Annotated in this window: 20 protein-coding genes; 10 read left to right on the top strand and 10 right to left on the bottom strand. The window is 71.2% G+C overall.

Translation table 11 applies throughout. From position 1 onward, the window contains the following. Positions 1-24: 24 nt before the first annotated feature. From AB0L00_RS12385 to AB0L00_RS12405, 5 genes are all read right to left on the bottom strand, one after another. Positions 25-843, bottom strand: coding sequence for a TetR family transcriptional regulator (locus tag AB0L00_RS12385; protein ID WP_364432157.1), 819 nt, complete (start codon positions 841-843; stop codon positions 25-27). Positions 844-851: 8 nt separating this feature from the next. Then, complete coding sequence (locus AB0L00_RS12390) at positions 852-2351, bottom strand: hypothetical protein (protein ID WP_364432159.1); 1500 nt, start codon at positions 2349-2351, stop codon at positions 852-854. A gap of 121 nt (positions 2352-2472) precedes the next feature. After that, positions 2473-2724 carry a hypothetical protein gene (locus AB0L00_RS12395; protein ID WP_364432161.1) on the bottom strand — a complete coding sequence of 84 codons (252 nt, stop codon included), beginning with the start codon at positions 2722-2724 and terminating at the stop codon, positions 2473-2475. Positions 2725-2805: 81 nt separating this feature from the next. Continuing rightward, positions 2806-3543, bottom strand: coding sequence for a cytochrome b/b6 domain-containing protein (locus tag AB0L00_RS12400; RefSeq protein WP_364432163.1), 738 nt, complete (start codon positions 3541-3543; stop codon positions 2806-2808). A 132-nt stretch (positions 3544-3675) separates the two neighbouring features. Further along, positions 3676-4362: a molybdopterin-dependent oxidoreductase gene (locus tag AB0L00_RS12405; RefSeq protein WP_364432166.1), complete on the bottom strand. Its 687-nt coding sequence runs from the start codon at positions 4360-4362 to the stop codon at positions 3676-3678. Positions 4363-4521: 159 nt separating this feature from the next. Here AB0L00_RS12405 and AB0L00_RS12410 point away from each other — a divergent pair, with 159 nt between their 5' ends. The 3 genes from AB0L00_RS12410 (at position 4522) to AB0L00_RS12420 (ending at position 9406) form a co-directional block, all read left to right on the top strand. Further along, positions 4522-5094: an HhH-GPD-type base excision DNA repair protein gene (locus AB0L00_RS12410; protein ID WP_364432169.1), complete on the top strand. Its 573-nt coding sequence runs from the start codon at positions 4522-4524 to the stop codon at positions 5092-5094. Between the two features lie 430 nt (positions 5095-5524). Beyond that, positions 5525-7582: a SpoIIE family protein phosphatase gene (locus AB0L00_RS12415; protein WP_364432172.1), complete on the top strand. Its 2058-nt coding sequence runs from the start codon at positions 5525-5527 to the stop codon at positions 7580-7582. Positions 7583-7780: 198 nt separating this feature from the next. Then, positions 7781-9406, top strand: coding sequence for an RNA polymerase sigma factor (locus AB0L00_RS12420; RefSeq protein ID WP_364432175.1), 1626 nt, complete (start codon positions 7781-7783; stop codon positions 9404-9406). 120 nt (positions 9407-9526) lie between these two features. Here AB0L00_RS12420 and AB0L00_RS12425 read toward each other — a convergent pair whose 3' ends face one another. From AB0L00_RS12425 to AB0L00_RS12440, 4 genes are all read right to left on the bottom strand, one after another. Continuing rightward, positions 9527-10249 (bottom strand): peroxide stress protein YaaA, encoded by a 723-nt coding sequence (locus tag AB0L00_RS12425; RefSeq protein WP_364432178.1) that lies wholly within the window; start codon positions 10247-10249, stop codon positions 9527-9529. A 197-nt stretch (positions 10250-10446) separates the two neighbouring features. Beyond that, a complete protein-coding gene (locus AB0L00_RS12430; RefSeq protein ID WP_252778596.1) occupies positions 10447-10677 on the bottom strand; it encodes a hypothetical protein in 231 nt (76 codons plus the stop codon). 132 nt (positions 10678-10809) lie between these two features. Then, positions 10810-11874: an ABC transporter permease gene (locus AB0L00_RS12435; protein ID WP_364432181.1), complete on the bottom strand. Its 1065-nt coding sequence runs from the start codon at positions 11872-11874 to the stop codon at positions 10810-10812. Then, positions 11871-12773: an ABC transporter ATP-binding protein gene (locus AB0L00_RS12440; RefSeq protein WP_364432184.1), complete on the bottom strand. Its 903-nt coding sequence runs from the start codon at positions 12771-12773 to the stop codon at positions 11871-11873. Before AB0L00_RS12440 ends, AB0L00_RS12435 begins: the two co-directional genes overlap by 4 nt. 187 nt (positions 12774-12960) lie before the next feature. On the opposite strand from AB0L00_RS12440, the gene AB0L00_RS12445 reads away from it, so the two are divergent. From AB0L00_RS12445 to AB0L00_RS12470, 6 genes are all read left to right on the top strand, one after another. After that, complete coding sequence (locus AB0L00_RS12445) at positions 12961-15054, top strand: DNA topoisomerase IV subunit B (protein WP_364432187.1); 2094 nt, start codon at positions 12961-12963, stop codon at positions 15052-15054. A gap of 239 nt (positions 15055-15293) precedes the next feature. Then, entirely contained in the window at positions 15294-15770 is a 477-nt protein-coding gene (locus AB0L00_RS12450) for a hypothetical protein (RefSeq protein ID WP_364432190.1), read from the top strand. Next, the gene (locus AB0L00_RS12455; protein ID WP_364432193.1) at positions 15767-16930 is read left to right on the top strand and encodes a histidine kinase; all 1164 of its coding nucleotides are present in this window, start codon (positions 15767-15769) and stop codon (positions 16928-16930) included. The genes AB0L00_RS12450 and AB0L00_RS12455 overlap by 4 nt, the downstream gene beginning before the upstream one ends. 61 nt (positions 16931-16991) lie before the next feature. Further along, the gene (locus tag AB0L00_RS12460; protein ID WP_364432196.1) at positions 16992-17648 is read left to right on the top strand and encodes a response regulator transcription factor; all 657 of its coding nucleotides are present in this window, start codon (positions 16992-16994) and stop codon (positions 17646-17648) included. A gap of 155 nt (positions 17649-17803) precedes the next feature. Beyond that, a complete protein-coding gene (locus AB0L00_RS12465; RefSeq protein WP_364432199.1) occupies positions 17804-18160 on the top strand; it encodes a hypothetical protein in 357 nt (118 codons plus the stop codon). A gap of 180 nt (positions 18161-18340) precedes the next feature. After that, the gene (locus AB0L00_RS12470) at positions 18341-18880 is read left to right on the top strand and encodes a GNAT family N-acetyltransferase (RefSeq protein WP_364432202.1); all 540 of its coding nucleotides are present in this window, start codon (positions 18341-18343) and stop codon (positions 18878-18880) included. 65 nt (positions 18881-18945) lie between these two features. On the opposite strand, the gene AB0L00_RS12475 is transcribed toward AB0L00_RS12470, so the two are convergent. Next, positions 18946-21480 (bottom strand): DNA topoisomerase IV subunit A, encoded by a 2535-nt coding sequence (locus AB0L00_RS12475; protein WP_364432205.1) that lies wholly within the window; start codon positions 21478-21480, stop codon positions 18946-18948. A 112-nt stretch (positions 21481-21592) separates the two neighbouring features. Here AB0L00_RS12475 and AB0L00_RS12480 point away from each other — a divergent pair, with 112 nt between their 5' ends. Next, a complete protein-coding gene (locus tag AB0L00_RS12480; RefSeq protein WP_364432208.1) occupies positions 21593-22105 on the top strand; it encodes a MarR family transcriptional regulator in 513 nt (170 codons plus the stop codon). Positions 22106-22121 lie beyond the last annotated feature (16 nt).

Below are 22121 nucleotides of genomic sequence, written 5' to 3' on the forward strand. Positions count from 1 at the left end.
GGGTTCATGCCCACTGGACGCCGTTTACAGCGCGTTCGGCGCGTCCGTCTCGTCGTACGGGCGCCTCGCGGCCGGAACCGGCCGCGAGGCGGTCCGATCGACCTCGGCCGTGGACTCCGGCCGTCTCGCCGAGGACTCCCGTGGTCGTGCCGCGGGCCTCGCCGCCGGCTCCCATGGGCGCGCCGCGGACTCGGGAGGCCGTGCCGTGGACTCCGGTGGCCGTGCCGCGGGTCCGCTCGGGGCCGTCGCCCGGAGGGCGCGCAGCAGCCGCGTGACCGTGTCCACCATCGCCTTGATCGTGCCGGGCCGCGCCTCGACGAGGTCCTGGGCGATCATTCCCTCGACCGTGGCGACGAGGATGTCGACGTCCGCCGGCGAGTGCGGGTAGCCGCCTTCCTTCAGCACCTCGGTGACGGCCTCGTGGCGGACGGTGCTCCAGGTCCGCGCGAGCGGCCGGAACGCGGGCTCGCGGCCCACCTGGAAGTACAGCTCGCACAGGGCGAGGTGGCGGCTGCGCTCGGCCTCGTCGAAGGGGGCCAGGGCCCCGACGACGACGTCGGCGACCGCGGCGGGCCCGGCGCCGGCGACCGGCCGCAGGCGTTCCCGTACCGCCGCCACGCCGCGCGCGACGAGCCGGGTGAACGCCTGCGTCAGCAGGTCCTCACGGGAGCCGAAGTAGTACGTGGTCGCGGCGAGGGGCAGCGCGGCCCGGTCCGCGACGGCCCGGTGGGTCACCTGTGCGGACCCGCCCGTCTCGAGAAGGTCGACGGCCGCGTCGAGCAGCGCCTCCTTGCGCCGCCGGCCGCGAGCCTGCGCCGGCTCCCGGCGGATCGCCCCGGTCACCGCGACCTCTAGGACAGGTCGGGGGCGTCCCGCAACGCGAGGAGCGCGGCGCGGAGCGCCCGGGGGTCGCCGTCGGTGTCGCGGAGGATGGCCATGAACCGGTGCAGGATGGAGTGGCGGTCGTGCCCGCGGTCGAGCAGGCGCTCCGCCACCGTCCACAGCTGCGGCGGGTCGCCGTCCCAGATACGGGCGGCGAGCCGGAGGTGGGCCTCGATGTGCGCCGGATCGGCGTCCGGGTGCTCGAACCGCAGGAGCAGCCGCCGGTCCGCGTCGACGGACGGGTTCAGGCGGGTCAGGTCGATGTCGGCGTTGCCGCCGGTCAGGAACGGGAACGCGAAGGCACGCCGGGCGAGGGCCTCGAGGTCGCCGTCCGGCAGCAGCCGCTGGACCAGCTCCCGGTCGAGCCCGAACGTCGTCGGGTCGCGGTACGCCTCGGCGAACTTGCCGGTGATGTCCCAGACCTTGTCGAGGGTCTGGCGGACGCCCTCCTCGGGCAGCCCCGTCCGCCGGCTCGCCCAGCGCACCCACGCCGCGAGCACGTGCGGCATCGCCTCCTGCTCCTCCGGCGACAGCATCACCTTGCGCGGCAGCCAGTGCAGCAGGAACATCTCGCACTTGACCGGGCTGACCCGCAGCGGCCGGCCGAAGTCGCGGTCGCAGCCGTAGTCGATGATCCGGTCGACGCAGCGGCTCGCCGCGGAGCGGTCCGACAGTTCCTCGGCCTCGTCCGAGGCGAGGAACTGCGCCGCCATCGTGGCCCGGCGATCGTGGCCGTAGACGGGCGCGACGGGGGAGCGGCCGCCGGGCGGCAGCGCGCGCACCCGCGCCCGCACGAACGCGTGGTAGTTGCCGAAGGTCTCCTTGACCGGGGGGTCCTCGGTGTCGTCCGTCACCGCGAGGGCCCGTTCCAGCCGTGCGCGGGCGGTCGCCGCGGGGATCGGCTCGAACCGCATCAGGGGGTTCTCCTCGGCCTCCTTGCGGCAGTAGCCGAGCAGCTTGTCCACCTGCGAGGACACCCACGCGTCGACCACCATGCCGCGCTCGTTGTGGTCGATCACCACGACGAGCGCGTGGCGCTCCTCGCCGCCGTAGGTGTAGATGCAGACGATGGAGTCCTGGTCCCCGTAGACGTCGCGGGAGACGTGGCACTCCTCGCAGACGACCATCCCGACGCGGTCGGCCCAGCCGGGCCGCGCGACCCCGGCCTCCATCAGCGGCAGCGCGGCGCGCTCGGCCTTGGCGGCCTGCCGCGGCGTGCCCAGGGCGGAGATGCCGGTGAGCAGCGCGAGGCCCGCCGGCGTACGGGCGGTGGCCGCGTGGTCGACCAGCGCCTCCCCGATGACCTTCTCCACGTCGTCGTGCGCGAGCCGCTTGCCCCACCAGGTGCCGAGCATCTCGCTGACGATCAGCTCGGCGTCCAGCGGGCTGCGGACGGCCAGGAGCTCACGCGCGGCGCGGAGCATCTCGGCGAACACGGCGTCCGGCGGCGGAGCGGGGCGCCGTGTCATGCGGCCTCCCCGGTACCCACCTCGCGCAGGTCGCTCACGGTCTACCTTTTCGGAGTACGTCCCGAAGCGCGCCCGTGACGGGTGCGCGAGGGATTAGTGGTCCAGTGTCCGACCACTCACCCTACTCGCCCGGCAGGGGTTCGGGTCGGCGTCCCGAGGGTGGTTCCGACTTGATCATCGACATCAGGTGCTCGCGCGCGACCGCCTCGACCAGCCTCGGCGTCAGATCGACCCCCAGGTGCCGGGCCCGCAGCCGGACGTCGTGGACACACCGCTCCACGGCGTCCGTGGGGATCGAGGGGAACTCCCGGCGGAGCCGCCCGATCACCGGGTCTCGTACGTCGGCCTGCCAGACCAGTTGCGTCGAGGTCATGCGGACACCTCTCGCACCAGACGATCTCAGTCCACCTGCGTCCCGCTCAGCGCCCAATCTCGATCCTCCCCCGAAGAAGTGTCAAGACCTCCGGGGGGACAGGTCGTCCTTGCCCTCTTCGGTGTTCCCGGCGGGGCCGGTGACCTCACCGGATCCACCGTAATTTCCCCTCGAACGGGGACGGGGCTGGTCAGGGTCGTCCATTCCGGGAGCCTCCGCCGCGCGGGTCTCGTCGAGCCAGGCCGGGTGATGGCGGGCCGCCCACTCCGGCGTGACGCGCCCGGTGAACATTCCGGACAGGGCTCCGGGGTCCCGGAGGGCGTACCAGAGATGGCCGAGGATCACCGCGAAGACCGCCAGGGTCAGCCAGTCGTGCACGAACGTCGCGCCGGTGCGGAAGATGTCCGGCCACGGGTGCGGGAACGCGAGGATCACCCCGGTGCCCAGCATGACGAGGATCGCGCCGGCGACGAACGCCGCGTTCAGCTTCTGGCCCGCGTTGAACTTGCCGACCGGGTGGATCCCGCGGCCGCCGACCGTCGCGCGTCGGTCCCGGCCCCGGAGCCACCGCCAGTCGTCGGGGGAGAACCGGTCGAGCCGTTGGACGTCGCCCCGGAACGCCCGCGAGGCCCAGCCCAGCAGCGCGGGCACCGGCAGCCCGAACCCGGCGAGCAGGTGGATCATCCGGATGAGGTGGCGGCGGCCGACCGCCTCGGCCAGCGCCGGCACGTACAGCATGGCCGCCGTGACGAGGCAGACGAGCATGAGGAGGGCCGTCACGTGGTGCACGCCCCGTACGGCGCGGGTGAACCGGATCATGAAACCTCCTTCGTCGGAGGAGCGACCAAAGGAGCTGCGCTGTCGATTCCCTCGCTCCGCTCGGTCATGAAACCTCCTTCGTCGGAGGAGTGACCGGAGGGGCTGCGCTGTCGATTCCCTCGCTCCGCTCGGTCATGACGTGTACCCGTTCGACCGGCCGACCCAGGCGTCGACGTCGTAGCCGCGCGTCTCCCAGTACCCCGGCTTGACCGTGGGGACCAGGTCGATCCCGCCGAGCCACTTCGTGGACTTGTAGCCGTACATCGGCGCGACGTACATCCGCACCGGGCCGCCGTGCTCGTGACTCACCGGGCCGCCCAGCATGCTCGTGGCGACGATCACGTCGCGGCGGCGCGCCTGCTCCAGCGTGAGCGTCTCGGTGTACGCGCCGTCGAACGAGGTGAACCGGACGCCCCTCGCCCCTGGCCGTACGCCCACCACGTCCAGGAGGTCGGGCAGGGCCACGCCCGCCCAGGCGACGTCCGGCACGGTCCAGCCGGTGACACAGTGGAACGTGTCGGTCATCCGGGTCTGCGGCAGCGCCTGCAGGTCGGCGAACCGGAAGGTCCTCGGATGCTCCACCAGCCCGCCGACGGTGAGACGGTAGTCCGCCGGGTCGACGCGCCGCACCGAGTCGACCACGGAGTAGAAGCGGAAGCCGCCGGCCGCCGGGATCAGTCCAGAGACCCGGCCGCCGACGGGTCCCACCGCGCGGTTGAGGCCGCTCTGCACGCGCGCGCCGATCACGACGCCCACGGCCCCGAGGCCGACCATGCCGAGGACGACGCGTCGGCCGACAGGTGTTCCTTCGCCGGTCATGTCCCTATTCGAGCACCGTCGGCGCCGCGCCGGAACGGCGACGGGCGACACGTTCGCGAACCGTCACATCCACGCCGCCGGGCCGCCACGTCGTGACCCCGGGTGACCGGTGGCGCTCGCAGGGTGCAGGATGAGGGGCGAACGCTCCCGGAGGACGCCATGACGATCTCGCTGCCCATCGATCCCGAGGCCAACACGCTGCTCAACCGCAGTCCGCTGGCCCTGCTGATCGCGATGCTGCTCGACCAGCAGGTGCCCCTGGAACGGGCGTTCGCGGCGCCGTGCGAACTGGCGCGGCGACTCGGGCGCGACCTCGACGCCGAGGAACTGGCCCGGTACGACCCTGACGCGCTCGTGGCGGTCTTCGGCGAGCGGCCCGCGCTTCATCGGTACCCCAAGGCGATGGCGGGCCGTGTGCAGGCTCTCAGCCGCGCGGTGCTGGAGCGGTACGACGGGGCGGCCGAGCGGGTCTGGACGGAGGCGGCGACCGGCCGGGACCTCCTGGCGCGGGTCGGGGACCTGCCCGGCTTCGGCGACCAGAAGGCCCGGATCTTCGTCGCGCTGCTCGGCAAACGGCTCGGCGTACGGCCCGAGGGCTGGCGCGCGGCGGCCGGCCACTACGGCGACGAGGGCGCGTACCGCTCGGTGGCCGACATCGTCGACGAGGAGTCCCTGGGGCGGGTCCGCGCCTACAAACAGGAGATGAAGGCCGCGGCGAAGGCGCGGGCCTGAGAGATGTGGCTCACTTCCACGGCGCGGTGCCCGATTTACAAAGCTTGTCAAACACGGAAATGTGCCGCGAAGACGACGGGCCACCGGAACGGCGCCTCCGTACCGTTCAGCGCCCCGTCCCGGCGACACGGGACTCGCCGAGATCGGAGATGTCGCCCGCCCGATGGCGATCGGCCCCTATCATCATGCTTCCCGCCGGATACGCGGCCTCGTGCCGAGTGCCCGGCGGGTGACCGGAGGGCGCGCCCGCGCGGTCGCCGGAATAACGTTGCCGCACGGGGCTTCCGTCGGCGCCGAAGCATCGAGATGATGAAAACCTGACTCCGAGCGGTGTTGTGATGGAGGCGGGAGCGCTAGCCTGCTCCCATTCACCCATAGTGATGCGGAAATGCCTCGCAGTAGGGCCGAGCGCGCGACGGAGGTGTCGACGGTGAGCACCGATACGTCTGTGCCGCACCCCCGGATCTCTGGCCTCGACGCGTCGGATTCGGCGCTGCTCACCACGTTGCTTCGGGAGGCTCCGATCGGCTTCGCGCTGTTCGACACCGACCTGCGCTTCAAGCGGGCCAACGACACGCTGGCGCGCATGCACGGCGTGAACGTCGCCGACCTGGAGGGCGGCCGGGCCGCCGAGGTCATCCCCGGGGAGCTCGGCGGCGTCATCGAGGCGTCCGCCCGCAAGGCCCTGGAGGAGGACCGCACGGTCGCGGACGTCGACCTGTCCCTCGGCGACCGGCACTGGGCGCACTCCTGGTTCCCCACGCACACGGCCGAGGGCGAGGTGTCCGGGGTCGTGATGGTCGCGGTCGACGTCACCGACCGCGTCCTGGCCGAGCGGTCGATCCGCCGCAAGGAGGAGCGCTACCGCTCCCTCGTCGAGGCCAGCTCCCAGGTGGTCTGGGTGACCACGCCCGCGGGCGAGGTCGTCGACGACGCGCCCGAGTGGCGCGCCATCACCGGCCAGACCCACGAGGAGTACGCCACCGAGGGATGGCTGGGCGCCGTGCACACGGAGGACCGGCCGCGCATCGAGGAGACCTGGCACGCCTGCGTGGCGAACGACCGGATCTTCGAGGCCACCTACCGCATCCGCACCCGCGCGGGCGGTTACCGCAACTACGACGTGCGGGCCGTGCCGATCCGCCGCGACGGCGAGATCGTCGAGTGGGTCGGCGCGAACACCGACGTCACCGGCAAGCGCGAGGCCGAGGAGATGCGCGGCCGGCTCACCGAGCAGCTGTCGGCCGCCGCGCTGCGCACCGCACGGCTCCAGCAGGCGACGTCCATGCTGGCCGAGGCGCTGACCGTCAACCAGGTCGTCTCGGTGATCACCGAGGTCGGCCGCTCGGCGATCGGCGCCGACCGGTCCGCCGTCGCCCTCCTCGAAGAGGACAAGGTCCGCCTGCGCATGATCACGCCGGGCGGCATCCCGGAGCTCCCCGGCCCCGCCCGGGAAGAGATCGGCATCGACGGCGCCAGCGTGATGTCGATCGCGGTCCGCGAGCGGCGTCCGTTCCTCGCCGAGAACCCGGTCAGCCTGCGGCTGCAGCTCCGCGGCGACGAGATCGCCGACTTCGTCCGGCGCACCGACGAGCGCGCGTGGGTCGGCCTGCCGCTGCTGGCCGCCGGCCGTGCCCTCGGCGCGCTGCGGTTCTCCTTCACCCGGCCGCGGGAGATCACCGAGGAGGAGCGCGTCTTCCTCGAGGCCCTGGCCGGTCAGTGCGCGCTCGCCGTCGAGCGGGCGACCCTGTTCGAGCGGGAGCACAAGACGGCGGAGGCGCTGCAGCGCAGCCTCCTGCCGGACCGCCTCCCGCAGCTGCCGCCGATCCGCCTGGCGGCCCGCTATCACCCCGCCACGCGGCACGTTCAGGTCGGCGGCGACTGGTACGACGCCTTCCCGATCGGGGACGGCCGGGTGGCGATCGCGATCGGCGACGTCATGGGCAAGGGCGTCAAGGCCGCCGCGGGCATGGGCCGGGTGCGCAACGCGCTGCGCGCCCTCGCGCTGAACGACCCGCGCCCGTCCGCGGTGATCACCGGCCTGGACCGGCTGTTCGCCGCCACCGAGGGATGGGAGCAGATCACCACCCTGGCGTACGCCGTCATCGACCCCGCGACCGGCGAGGGTTCGATCAGCAACGCGGGCCATCTGCCGCCGTTGCGGATCCTGCCGGACGGCCCGCCGCGGGTCAGCACCGCCGAGGCGGGCACCCCGCTCGGCTGGCCCTCCGAGCGAGAAGAGACAAGTTTTTCCGTTCCACCCGGCAACACTGTGGTCTTCTACTCCGATGGACTGGTGGAGAACCGTAGACGGGGGCTCGACGCTGGTCTCGACGAGATCGTGTCGATCGCCGCCGCTGCCCCATCGGAGGTGCTTGCCGATCCTGAGATACTCGTTGACTTCTTGGTCGACCGGATGCTGGCCGGGTACGACCATGATGATGACGTGACAGTACTTGCCCTACATGTTCCGCCGAAGACGGCGTAGCACGTACGAAGGACCGCTCAGTGCCCTCTAAGGTGGGTGTCACCGGGCAGGACTCCACCGCGCGGAATACGCGGGCGTGCCAGACTGCTAAACCGACAGTGAAGCAGGGGTACGCTGCTCAGCGCAAAGGGCCTGCAGGGCCGGCGCCCGACAGAGCACTGGGTAAACATAGCCACACGTTTCGTTCGAGAGGTGTTTGTGTCGCCTGCGAGTTCGACCTCCAAGCCGTCCGAGCTGCACGAGCACGTTGTCAGGCAATTGATCGAGCGTGGGCGTTCCCAGGGCTACCTCGAGGCCGATGACGTGCGCCGTGCGTTCGAGGAGGCCGACATTCCCGTGTCGAAGGCCTCGAGCATCTTGCGGAGTCTTAGCAAGGAGGGTGTGACCGTCATGGTGAGCGCTGCCGACTCCGCGGCGCCTAAGCGCGCGCGCAACAGCAGCAAGCGCGCGACGCCCGCGACCAAGAAGCCCAAGACGACCACCGCCGCCGCAAAGGAACAGGACACGGTCACCGCCGTCGTCGAGGACGACGCCGACGTGCCCGCGCGGCCCGCACGTGCCAAGAAGACCACGGCCAAGCCCAAGAAGGCAACGCCCAAGAAGAAGACCGAGCCCGCGGTCGCCAAGAAGGCGGCCAAGGAGCCGGAGGACTCCGACGAGGTCACCGACGACGCCGAGCTCGAGGTCACCGACCTCGACGACGCGGACCTCACCGACCTCGAGGACGTCGCCGACGACGCCGACCTGGACACGGGAGACGACGCCGACGCCGCCGTCGAGGCCGAGGCGGAGACCGAGGAGGCCCCTGCGGCGGCCGCCGCCGGCGACAAGAAGCCCACGTCGGAGGACGACTCCTTCGTCATCGGAGACGACGACGAGGACGCCCCGGCACAGCAGATCGCCGCGGCCGGCGCCACCGCCGACCCGGTGAAGGACTACCTCAAGCAGATCGGCAAGGTCCCGCTGCTCAACGCCGAGCAGGAGGTCGAGCTCGCCAAGCGCATCGAGGCCGGCCTGTTCGCGGAGGAGAAGCTCGCCCTCGAGCGGCACACCCTGGAGTTCCAGGTACTCGAGGACCTCGAGTGGATCGCCGAGGACGGCCGCCGGGCCAAGAACCACCTGCTCGAGGCCAACCTGCGGCTCGTCGTCTCGCTCGCCAAGCGCTACACCGGGCGCGGGATGCTGTTCCTGGACCTCATCCAGGAGGGCAACCTCGGCCTGATCCGCGCGGTCGAGAAGTTCGACTACACCAAGGGTTACAAGTTCTCGACCTACGCCACGTGGTGGATCCGGCAGGCGATCACCCGCGCCATGGCCGACCAGGCGCGCACGATCCGCATCCCGGTCCACATGGTGGAGGTCATCAACAAGCTGGCCCGCGTCCAGCGCCAGATGCTCCAGGACCTCGGCCGCGAGCCGACCCCGGAGGAGCTGGCCAAGGAGCTGGACATGACGCCGGAGAAGGTCGTCGAGGTCCAGAAGTACGGCCGGGAGCCGATCTCGCTGCACACTCCGCTCGGCGAGGACGGCGACAGCGAGTTCGGTGACCTCATCGAGGACTCCGAGGCCATCGTGCCCGCCGACGCGGTCAGCTTCACGCTGCTGCAGGAGCAGCTGCACTCGGTGCTCGACACGCTGAGCGAGCGGGAGGCCGGCGTGGTCTCGATGCGGTTCGGCCTGACCGACGGCCAGCCGAAGACGCTGGACGAGATCGGCAAGGTCTACGGCGTGACCCGCGAGCGGATCCGTCAGATCGAGTCGAAGACGATGTCGAAGCTGCGTCACCCGTCCCGGTCGCAGGTGCTGCGCGACTACCTCGACTGAGGCGGCTGAGCCACTCCTCGCCTAACGATCGGATAACGAAAGGGTCCGGACGGGAGTTCCCGTCCGGACCCTTTCGCATGCCTCGCGCGTGCCCGCTCTCGTGCGTACGGGTCGGTGGGATCAGCGGGCGATCACATCGAGATCGGTGCCGTTGAGCTCGGCGGTGTACCCGACGTCCCGTACCGTCTTAAGGAGCTCCTCCGGCGTCGCCGGGTCGGCGCCGTTCGCCAGCAGGTCGCGGGCCAGCACACCGCGCGTCGCCTTCGCCATGTGACTGACCACCGTGCGCCGGCCCTCGTGCTCCCGGAACACCCGGACCCGGACCGCCGGGGCCTTCCACGCGGCCGCGTACGGCGCCGAGCGCATGTCCACCAGGAGGCCGTCCGCCGGGAGGGCCGCGGTCAGTGCCGGGCGCCATACGGCCGCGAGAGGGCCGAGAGGCGGCAGTTTCACGCCCATGGACAGCCGGTACGGCGGGACGCGGTCCGCGGGCCGCAGCGCGCCCCACAGCGCCGAGAAGATCAGGACGGAGCGGGCGGCGCGTTCCGGGTCGAGGGTGGGCAGGCCCAGGTTGTCGTACAGGACGCCGGTGTAGAGCCGCGACGCGGGCAGCGTGGGCGCGGTGCGCAGCGCGCGGTTCCGGTCGATCTCCCCGGCCTGCCCGGCGGACAGCCCGAGGACCTGCCGCGCGTCCTCCGCCGGGCCGTCGCACAGGGCCCCCAGCGCGCCGAGCACCCGCTCACGGGTGGCGGTCAGGCGGGGAAGGCTCAGCGCCGACAGGTCCAGCGGCGGCCCGTCGCCGTCGCCGGCCTTGCCCTCGGACGGGGGCAGCAGGATCAGCATCGTCCTCCTTCGCCGGCGTCGTCTCCGTCGGCTCATCGGTGGCGTGTCACCGGGGGGACCGTGAGAGCGGTTCCTCGGCAGGATGTCACAGCGGGTGACGGTGCGGTCGCGGGGGTCGTACCGCGGGAAACGTGAGACGGCGGCCACCCTGGCTGGGTGGCCGCCGTCTCATGGATTATCGGGTCGGCTGGCCTGGCCTACCGCTCGTCCTCCGGTGGGGGTGCAGGGGTCTCAAGCAGCCGGTCGGTTTCGTCGTGAATCTCAGCGCCCTTCGCACGAAGCGTTTCGCCGTACTTACGGCCATGGTGCGCACAGAACAGCAACTCTCCGCCGCCCGCGAGGACCGCGCGGACGTAGGCCTGAGCACCGCAGCGGTCGCAGCGGTCCACGGCCGTCAGCGGCTTGGTTGGGGCAAGAGCTCCAGTCACGTCGCCTTCCTCGTCTCGGGGTCGGTCGCTTAGGACAACATCTAACCTGACGCGGACGTTCCCATGCGGGTTCTGTGTACGCCCAGAGCGGAATACCCCCTCAGGTGACAAAAGTCACGGTCACGCCGATTGTCAGATTTGTTCCCAGCGGAACACCCGAACGGCGATCAGTGTGGCCACAACGGCGAATCCCAGCAGGACGCCCATCTGTGGCAGGACGGACGCCGGCCCCTCCCCGCGTACGAGGACCTTGAGCATCCCGCTGTTCAGATGCCGCAACGGGAAGATCTCCGAGACGATCCGCAGCCACCGGGGCGCGTCGTCGATGTTGAAGAACGATCCGCCCAGGAAGGCCATCGGCAGCACGACGATCTGCGTGACCCCCTGCGCCGCCTCCTGCGTCTTCGCCCAGGCCCCGATCAGCATCCCGAGGGCGAGGAAGGCCAGCACCCCGCACAGCACCATGGGGATCGCCATCCACCAGTAGTGCGCGAGCTTCAGCCCGAAGAACGGCATGGTCGCCACGCCGATGAACAGCACCGTCTGCACCAGGGCCACCCCCAGGCTGACCACGACCCGCGCGGCGAACACGCTGCGGATCGGCACCGGCGACAGGCGCAACCGGCGAAGGAGGCCCTTCGTCCGCCATGTCACGAGTGTGGTGGACGCGCCGAACATGCCGGCCGAGGCGAGGGCCCATCCGAGCAGGCCCGGGGTGATGTACTGGATCGGCTTGAGCGACTTGTCCTCGACCTGCTCGCTCTCCAGCCGATACTTCGGCGGCCTGGCGGACGCCGCCTGGTTCGCGGCCTGCACCAGGCCCTCGAGCTGCCCCTGGGTGGTGCCCGCCTTGACCTGGTCGGCGGCCGAGTAGTGGACCACCACCTGATCCCCGCTCTGCTCGATCGCCGCCGAGTAGTCGCCCTTGCGTACCTTCTCCAGGGCGGCGTTCCGGTCGGAGACCTTGGTGAACTTCAGCGACCTGCCGATCCCCGCCCGCATCTCCGCCGGCATCTGATCCACGATCGACACCGACCCGATCTCCAGAACCTTCGACTTCGGCGTCGACTGCCGGGCGAAGATCCCGCCGATGACCAGCAGGAACAGTAGAGGCAGGGCGATCGTGAAGAACAGCGCGCCCCGGTCCCGGCGGAACCCGAGGAACATCGCCCGCGCCAGGCTCTTGAAACCGCTCACGCCCGATACTCCCGCCCGGTCAGGTTGAGGAAGACGTCTTCGAGAGTGGCGCCCTTGATCTGGACGCCGTCCAGCGCGCCGCGGCCGGCCAGCGCCGATACGACGGAGGAGGGGTCACGCGTCGCGATGACGAGCGAGACGCCGTCGTCGGTGACGTCGTCCACGCCCGGCAGCGTACGGGCCTCGGCCTCGCTCAGCACGCCGCTCACCACGCCGATCCGCGTCGCGGCGTCCAGGCCGCGGACCAGCGCGGCGGGCGGGCCGCTCCGCAGGATCCGGCCCCGATCGATGATCGCCACCCGGTCGCACAACGTCTCGGCCTCGTCCATGTAGTGCGTCGTGAGGACGACCGTGCGGCCCTCCGTGTTGATCGCCCGCAGGACGTCCCAGAGGTTGCGGCGCGCCTGAGGGTCCAGCGCCGCCGTCGGCTCGTCGAGGAACACCAGTTCCGGTTCGTGCACCAGCGCGCAGGCGATCGACAGCCGCTGCGCCTGGCCGCCGGACAGCTTCTCCACCGGCGTGTCCGCCTTCTCCGTCAGGCCGACCGTCTCCAGCATCGCGTCGGCCTTGCGGTCCGGCACCCCGTACAGCGAGCCGAAGGTCCGCAGCTGCTCGCGCGCGGTCAGCCGTTCGAAGAAGGAGGACGCCTGCAGCTGCACCCCGATCCTCGGCAGCAGCTCGGGGTCGCGCGGCCACGGCGACCGGCCGAGCACCGACACCTCACCGCCGTCCGCTTGGCGCAATCCCTCGATGATCTCGAGAGTCGTCGTCTTCCCCGCGCCGTTGGGCCCGAGGATGCCGAAGAACTCTCCCTCCTCGACGGACAGGGTCACTCCGTCGACCGCTTTCACGTCGCCGTACCGCTTTCGCAGGTCTTTGGCGACAATCGTGTTGGGCATGGCTGAAGATTAGAAAGGCATTGATCACCGAACACCCCCCTGTCGGTGGATTCCACCGTCTGGGCCGTCCTGCGGCCATCTCCGCCTGAGGGTGGAGGCCGCACCCGACCGGCGCGCCGGTCCGCGTAGTGTCGGTCCCGGCGGGTAGCCTGCTGCCCGCACGCCCTACCCCCGAGGAGCACAGCCGTTGACCGCCGCCACCATCACCGCTGAGGACCCGCACGGATACACCGCGCGGCACCTGTCGGTGCTCGAAGGTCTCGAGGCCGTCCGCAAGCGGCCCGGGATGTACATCGGGTCGACCGACAGCCGCGGCCTCATGCACTGCCTATGGGAGATCATCGACAACTCCGTCGATGAGGCGCTCGGCGGTCACTGTTCGCGTATCGACGTCTTCCTGCACGCCGACGGCTCGATGGAGGTCCGCGACGACGGCCGCGGCATTCCGGTCGACGTCGAGCCCAAGACCGGGCTCACCGGCGTCGAGCTGGTCATGACCCGGCTGCACGCGGGTGGCAAGTTCGGCGGCATCTCCTACACCGCCTCCGGTGGCCTGCACGGCGTCGGCGCGTCCGTGGTCAACGCCCTGTCGGCCCGGCTCGACGTCGAGGTCGACCGCGACGGCCACACCCACGCGATGAGCTTCAAGCGCGGCCTGCCCGGCGACTTCGCCGCCGAGGGGCCCGACGCGAAGTTCACCAAGAAGCCGGCGAAGCAGCGGGGGCTGCACCAGACCAAGCGCGTCGCCAAGCGCATCGTCGGCACCCGCGTGCGCTTCTGGCCCGACCGTCAGATCTTCCTCAAGGACGCCGCGATCGCCGGCGACACCGTCGTCGACCGCATGCGGCAGACGGCCTTCCTCGTGCCCGGGCTGACCATCACCGTCCGCGACGAGCGGGGCGAGGAGCCCGTCGAGCACGAGTTCCGGTTCGACGGCGGCATCAGCGAGTTCTGCGACCACCTCGCGAGCGACCCGCCGGTCTGCGACGTGCTGCGCATCCAGGGCCGCGGCCACTTCACCGAGACGGTCCCGGTCCTCGACGAGCAGGGCCACCTCACCCCGACCGACGTCGAGCGCGACATCGACGTCGACGTCGCGATGCGGTGGGGCGGCGGCTACGACACGATCACCCGGTCGTTCGTCAACGTGATCGCCACGCCCAAGCACGGCACGCACGTCACCGGCTTCGACCGCGCCCTCGTCAAGGTCATCAACGACCAGCTGCGCGCCACCAAACTGCTGAAGAACAGCGACGAGCCGGTCATCAAGGACGACATCCTCGAGGGCCTCACCGCCGTCGTCACCGTGCGCTTGCCGGAGCCGCAGTTCGAGGGCCAGACCAAGGAGGTCCTCGGCACCTCGGCCGCCACCCGCATCGTCTCCCAGGTCGTCTCCCGGGAGCTGAAGGAGGCGTTCGACAGCCCGAAGCGCGGCCAGAAGCAGCAGATGCGCGCCGTCCTGGAAAAGATCGTCGCGGCGTCCAAGGCGCGCATCGCCGCCCGCCAGCAGCGGGAGAACCAGCGCCGCAAGAGCGCCCTGGAGAACTCCGCGCTCCCCGCCAAGCTGGTCGACTGCCGCACCGCCGACGACCGCAGCGAGCTGTTCATCGTCGAGGGCGACTCGGCGCTCGGCACCGCCAAGCTCGCACGCAACTCCGAGTTCCAGGCGCTGCTGCCGATCCGCGGCAAGATCCTCAACGTGCAGAAGGCGTCCGTCGCCGACATGCTCAAGAACGCCGAGTGCGCCTCCATCATCCAGGTCATCGGCGCCGGCTCCGGCCGCACCTTCGACCTCGACTCCGCGCGCTACGGCCGCATCATCCTGATGGCCGACGCGGACGTGGACGGCGCGCACATCCGGTGCCTCCTGCTCACGCTGCTCCACCGCTACATGCGGCCGATGCTCGAGGCCGGACGCGTCTTCGCCGCCGTTCCGCCGCTGCACCGGATCGAGCTCGTCAAGCCCAAGAAGGGCCAGGACAAGCACATCTACACCTACTCCGACACCGAGTTGCGCAAGAAGCTCGTCGAGTTCGAGCGCCGCAACGTCCGGTGGAAGGAGCCGATCCAGCGCTACAAGGGCCTCGGTGAGATGGACGCCGACCAGCTCGCCGAGACGACCATGGATCCGCGCCACCGGATGCTCCGCCGCGTCCGCATCGAGGACGCCCAGGAGGCGGAGAACATCTTCAACCTGCTGATGGGATCCGAGGTCGCGCCCCGCCGCCAGTTCATCGCCGCCGGCGCCGCCGAACTCGACGACTCCCGCATCGACATCTGACCTCCCGCATCGACATCTGACACCGCGCCGCGTCCGCCGGGCACCGCAGCCGGCGGGCGCGGCGTGCGTTTCGCGTCCGGCGCCGACGCCCGGCCGCCGAGGGCGCGCTCCGGGGTGCGCACGGCCGTCGGACGCGGGGCGCGGGGGCCGCGCGGCGGGTCTCCACCCGGGGGTGGAGGTGTCCGGGATCCAACCCGGCTCCGATCCGTCTCGGTCGGCGGATCCCTACCGTCGAGGCCATGCACGAGCTACTCAACGGGCTGGTCATCGTCGCCGTCGTCGTCTTCGTGATCGTCCGCCGGTTCACGGCGCGGCGCGTCGACGAGTCGCGGTTCCTCGTCCTGCCGCTGATCCTCGCCGTCATCGGCCTGACCCGCGGGAACCCCCTCGACACCCACCACCAGATGCTCAGCGCCGGGCTGCTGGCCGGGGAGATCCTCGCCGCTCTGCTGCTCGGCCTCGGGCTCGGCGCGACCATGCGCGTCTGGCGCGCGCCCGACGGCTCGCTGTGGAGCCGGGGCACGTGGGCGACGTTCGGCGTCTTCCTCGCGTCCGTCGCCGTGCGGGGCGGCATGGGGGCGGTCGGCTACGCGGCGGGGGTCAAGACGGGCAGCGGAGCCATCCTCCTGTCGGTCGCCGCCTGGATGCTCACCCAGAACGCCGTACTGATGTGGCGGGCGCGCACGATGCCGGTGCGGGTTAGCGTGAATCTGTGATCGGAGAGCGGTTCGGCCGTGACCTGCGCGCCTCGGCGGGTTCGGTGTACGCGGCGATCGGCGGTAGGGAGGGCGGGGAACGCCCGCTGCTCCGGGTCGTCGCGCTCGTGGCGGGCCTCGTCTGGTTCTGCTACGCGATGCTGCACGGACCCAGGCGGCCCGGTCTGGGCTCGCAGCCCGCGGACCTCGTACTCACGGTCGGGGTTTTCGCCGGGGTGCTCTGCCTCGTCCTGGGCATCGTCGCGTACCGGCGCGGTTGGCCGTACGGCCATCTCTTCTACATGGCGAGCGCGGGCGCGGGCGTCGTGCTGTACCTGCTCGCGCCGAACAGGCCGGGCAGCGCTTTGCTCTTCGTGGCGTGCGGATTCGTGTCGTCGCAGTACTCGACCCGCCGGTCGTTGCCGACGGTCTTCGTGGCGGGGTGCGGAGTCGGTTTCGGCATCGAACTGCAGCACCGGTCGCTCGGTGACCTCTGGACGATCGTCGGCCTGGTCGGCATGTTCGCGGCGCTTCGCGCGGCCAGGGCGCAGGAGGCGGCGAAGCGGACCGAGCAGCAGAATCTCGTGCTGGCCGAACGCGCCCACATCGCCCGGGAGATCCACGACATCCTCGCGCACTCTCTGTCCGCGCAGCTCGTCCACCTGGAGGGCGCCCGGTTGCTGATCGCCAACGGCCGGAGCGAGGAGGCCCTCGACCGGGTGGAACGCGCACGCGGCCTGGCGCGCAGCGGCTTGGAGGAGACCCGCCGGGCACTGGCCACCCTGCGCGGGGACATCCCGCCGACCGACGAGGTGCTGCGAGAGCTCGCCGACGAGCATCGGTCGATCGCCGACGCCCGCTGCGAGGTGACGATCACGGGGCAGCCGCGCGAGCTGGAGCCCAAGGCGGGCCTGGCGATCATCCGTACGGCCCAGGAGGCGCTGACGAACGCCCGTAAGCACGCCCCGGGGGCGGACGTCGCCGTCGACCTCCGCTATCTCGAGCGCTGGTGCGAGCTGGAGGTACGGGACACGGGCGGGCAGGGGCCCGGTCCGCTCGCGGCCACCGGGAGCGGCTACGGTCTGGTCGGGATGCGCGAGCGCGCGGAGCTGATCGGCGGCGCGCTGGAGGCGGGTCCGGAGGAGAAGGGATTCAAAGTGCTGCTCAGGGTGCCGCTGTGACGCGCGCGGAGTTCGGAGCGCCGTATGGGGCGCCATGCGGGGTGCCGCTCGGAGTGCGGTCGTGACGCGCGTGCTGGTGGTCGACGACCAGACGGTGGTGCGTGACGGCCTCGTGCTGCTGCTCGGGCTGTTGCCGGGCATCGACGTGGTCGGGTCGGCGGCCGACGGCGAGGAGGCGGTTCGCCTGGTCGACGAGCACGAACCGGAGGTCGTGCTGATGGACCTGCGGATGCCGCGCGTCGACGGGGTGGAGGCCACCCGGCGGATCAAGGCGGCCCACCCGGCGGTGCAGATCGTCGTGCTGACGACGTACAGCGACGACGAGTCGGTGTTCGCCGCTCTGCAGGCGGGCGCGCGCGGCTACCTGACGAAGGACGCCGGCGCGGAGGAGATCGCACGGGCCATCGCGGCCGTCCGGGACGGGGCGGCGCAGCTGGACCCGTCCGTGCAGCGGCGGCTCGTCGACGCGCTCGCCGCCGGGGGACAACCGCCGCGCCGCCGGAAGGGCGACCTGCCGGACGGTCTGACCCAGCGCGAGGCGGAGGTCCTGGCGCTGATCGCCGAGGGGAAGTCGAACGCGGAGATCGCCCGGGAGCTGTTCATCAGCGAGGCGACCGTGAAGACCCACATCAACAACCTGTTCGCCAAGGCGGGGCTGCGCGACCGGGCGCAGGCGGTGACGTACGCCTACCGGAACGGACTCGCATCGCCGAAGTGATCCGCCCGGTTGGGGGTACAGCGGCAACAGGGGCTTATCGAAAGGCAAGGGGTCGGTGTGTTTCCGGCCGTCGGCTGACATTGGCGGTGACAGTGGGTCCTTTGTCGACTACTGTGCGCGATTGGTCGGACTGAATGCCTTTCCAAGGAGGCCGCATGCGGAATTCCCGCATGATCGCTGAATGCCTGCGTCGTCACGCCTGGTGGCGACTCAACCGGGCCGACGCACGCGATGACGGGCGGAACGCGCGGAGCGCGGTCGCCCTTCTCGACGCCGCGGCGTACGCCGTGGACCTTCCGGACGACGCGGCGGTCATCACCCGTCTCGCCGCGGCCGGGTGTTTCTCGGGTGACGAGTTCCGGCTGAACGAGGTGGCCGAGCGCATCGTGCGCTTCTGGCACTACGAGGAGGTGATGGGCGGGCCGGCCGACCTGCTGACGGCCATCGCGGAGACCGTGCAACCTCCCAAGATCCCCGCGCAGCGCGACGGCGGCCGCTCGCTGCGCCGCTGAGACCGCGGGCTCGCCCGCCATGCCTCCGCGCCGGGCGGATGATCGGATGCCCGTACCCATCGGGGAGGCCACGATCGCGGGATGTCCGTTTCGATCGGGGCGGCCGTGACGGCGGGTGTGCGCGTCTTCATCGCGGGGTGGTGGGCTGCCCGTCTCCGCCGCTGGGGCCATGATGGCCGGATGCGCATTCGTGTGGCCCGTGTCGACGAGCTTCCGATCCTCCAGGACATCGAGGTGGCCGCCGGGCGGTGTTTCCGCGACGTCGGCATGCCGGAGGTCGCGGGGGACGAGCCGCTTCCGCTCGCCGAGCTCATCCGCTATCAGGAGGCGGGGACGGCCTGGGTCGCGGTGGACCCGGCGGATCGGCCGGTGGCCTACCTCATCGCCGTCCGCATCGACGCCGGAGTGCACGTCGAGCAGGTGTCGGTGCATCCCGGCAGCGCGCGGCAGGGCGTGGGCCGATCACTCTTGGACCATGTGGCGGCCTGGGCCGAGGCGGAAGGGGCGACCGCGCTCACCCTGACGACCTTCGAGGACGTTCCGTGGAACGCCCCGTACTACGTGCGGTGTGGATTCCGGCGGCTGGCCGAGGCCGAGCTCAGTCCCGGGCTGCGGGCGATTCGCCGGCGGGAGGCCGCGCACGGCCTCGACCGGTGGCCTCGCGTCTGCATGACGCGGCCCCTCGGCGGCGGCCCCGCGGCACGGGACGCCGGCCGGTAGGGCACCGGCCGGCGAAAGAGAGGGGCGGCCCGTGACGGGCCGCCCCTTCAATCATCCGCGTGACCTCACTCCGCCGGAGGCTGCTCCGCCTCGTCCGTGGACGTCTCGTCCGTGGGCGAGGTGCCCGCCGGGGCGGTCGCGTTCGCGGCGCCGAGGGTGACCGGGCCGCCGACCGCGGCGATCGAGGTGGGCAGCTTCTCGCCGGAGCCGTCCCGGCGGCCGAGCTCGGTGGGCAGGTCGATCGACTTGCCGGTCATCCCCGCGGCCTTCGCGGGGACCGGGCCGGCCCAGGCGAACAGCAGCGTGTCCTCGCCCTTCAGGAACCGGTGCGCCCGGACGCCGCCGGTCGCGCGGCCCTTCGCCGGGAAGTCGGCGTAGTCGGCCACCTTGATCGCACCGGTCTGGGTGCCGGGCAGCGCGGTGGAGCTGCCCGCGATCGTGACCACCAGCGACTCACGGGCGCCGTCGAGGGCGCCGAACCAGATCACCTTGGCGTCGGTGCCGAGGCGGATGCCGGCCATGCCGCCGGCGCCGCGGCCCTGCGGGCGTACGGACGAGGCGGGGAACCGCAGCAGCTGCGCGTCGCTGGTGACGAACACCAGGTCGTCGTCCTCGGATTCCAGGTGAACGGCGCGGACGACGCGGTCGCCGTCCTTGAGGCCGATCACCTCGAACTCGTCGGCGTTCTTCGGATAGTCGGGCGCGACGCGCTTCACGACGCCCTGCTCGGTGCCGAGGGTGAGGCCGCCGGAGTCGAGCGAGGCCAGGCCGACGATCGTCTCGTCCTTCTCCAGGGCGACGAACTCGCTGATCGGCGCGCCCCCGGCCAGCGACGGCGCCGTCGCGGTCGGCGGGACGGCCGGGATGTCGATGACGTCCACCCGGATCAGGCGGCCGGCGTCGGTCACCGCGCCGACCTGGCCGCGCGCGGTCGCGGGCACGGCGGAGGTGATCACGTCGTGCGCCGCGCGGGACCCGTCGGCGGGCAGGGGCTCGGCGGACATCGTACGGGCGAGCAGGCCGGTGGAGGACAGCAGCACGAAGCACGGGTCGTCGGCGACCTCCAGCGGCACCGCGGCGGTCTTCGTCTCCCCGGAGGACTCCAGCAGGACGGTGCGGCGCGGCGTGCCGTACGTCTTGGCGATCTCGGCGAGCTCGTCGGAGACCAGCTTGCGCAGCTTCTTCTCCGACTCGAGGATCGCGGTGAGCTGGGCGATCTCCTTGGTGAGCTGCTTCTTCTCCTTCTCCAGCTCTAGCCGGTCGTACTTGGTGAGGCGGCGCAGCGGCGTGTCGAGGATGTACTGCGCCTGGATCTCCGACAGCTCGAAGACCTCCATCAGCCGCGCCTTGGCGGCGGCGGAGTCGTCGCTGCTCCGGATGACCTGGATGACCTCGTCGATGTTGAGCAGCGCGATGACGAGGCCGTCGACCAGGTGCAGCCGGTCCTGGCGCTTGGTGCGGCGGAACATGCTGCGGCGGCGCACGACCTCGATGCGGTGGTCGACGTACACCTGGAGCAGTTCCCGCAGGCCCAGCGTGCGCGGCTGGCCGTCGACCAGCGCGACGTTGTTGATGCCGAACGTCTCCTCCATCGGGGTGAGGCGGTAGAGCTCCTCCAGCACCGCCTCGGGGTGGAAGCCGTTCTTGATCTCGATGACGAGGCGCAGGCCCTGCTGCCGGTCGGTGAGGTCCTTCAGGTCCGCGATGCCGGCCAGCTTCTTCGCGTTGACGAAGTCCTTGATCTTGGCGACGACGCGCTCGGGGCCGACGGCGTACGGCAGCTCGGTGACGATGATGCCCTTGCGACGCGGCGTGACCTGCTCGATGTGCGCGGTGGCGCGGGTGCGGAACGTGCCGCGCCCGCTCTCGTACGCGTCGCGGATGCCCTCCAGGCCGACGATCTTGCCACCGGTGGGCAGGTCGGGGCCGGGCACGAAGCGCATGAGCTCGTCGAGCGACGCGTCGGGGTTGTCGATCAGGTGGCGGGCGGCGGAGATCACCTCGGTGAGGTTGTGCGGCGCCATGTTGGTCGCCATCCCGACCGCGATGCCGGAGGCGCCGTTGACCAGGAGGTTCGGGAACGCGGCGGGGAGGACCTCGGGCTCGGTCTCCTGGCCGTCGTAGTTGGGCCGGAACTCGACCGTCTCCTCGTCGATGCTGTCCACCATGAGCATGGCCTCGCGGGCCATGCGGGCCTCGGTGTACCGCATCGCGGCGGGGGAGTCGTCGCCGCCGAGCGAGCCGAAGTTGCCGTGCCCGTCGACGAGGCGCATCCGCATCGCCCACGGCTGGGCGAGGCGGACGAGCGCGTCGTAGATCGCGCTGTCGCCGTGGGGGTGCAGCTTGCCCATCACCTCGCCGACGACGCGGGCGCACTTGACGTGCCCGCGGTCGGGGCGCAGGCCCATCTCGTTCATCGAGTAGAGGATGCGGCGCTGCACGGGCTTGAGCCCGTCGCGCGCGTCCGGAAGCGCCCGCTGGTAGATGACCGAGTAGGCGTACTCGAGATAACTGCCCCGCATCTCCTCGGAGACGTCGACGTCGACGATGTTCTCCTCGAAGTCCGGCGGGGGAGGGGTCTGCGTACCACGTCGTGCCATGAGGACATTCTTGCCGGTCCCGACGACATCTTTGGCCGCTGTCCGTTTCTTTCGGCATGTCCGCGACCAGACGCTTGACCAGAGCAAGTCTTGCAATATGCAATATTTTCTCGTGACGGACCCCTCGCGCGCGCCGCTGGACGCGGAGATCGACGTCTTCCAGACCGCCACGAAAGACCTGGTCGGCGTGACCGTCCGCAGCCTGGAGCAGCTGGAAGGACGGGTGTCCCTCGCCCAGTTCCGGATGCTCGTCGTGCTCGCCGACCTGGGCGCGTCGCCTTCGTCGAAGGTCGCACGAGAACTCGGTCCGGGCGCCTCGTCGGTGACCCGGCTCGCTGATCGTCTTCAGGCGAGCGGCCACGTGGTCCGCGGCCACGATCCGGGCAACCGGAGCGTCGTGACGCTGGAGCTCACGCCCTCGGGCCGGCGACGGGTCGATCGGGTCATGCGGTGGCGGCGCGCGGAACTGGCGCGGATCCTCGCTCGCCTCAGTCCGTCCGACCGCGCCGTTCTGACCACCGCGCTGCACCGCTTCCACGAGGCGGTGGGCCGGGACGACGCCTCGCGCGCCCGGGACCAGGACGGCCGGTCGACTCTGCGCGACGGCGGACCGCAGGCGGCATGACGATCGGCGCGGAGGC

It is taken from the genome of Actinoallomurus sp. NPDC052308 (assembly GCF_040679195.1).
GTDB classification, from domain to species: Bacteria; Actinomycetota; Actinomycetes; order Streptosporangiales; family Streptosporangiaceae; genus Actinoallomurus; species Actinoallomurus liliacearum.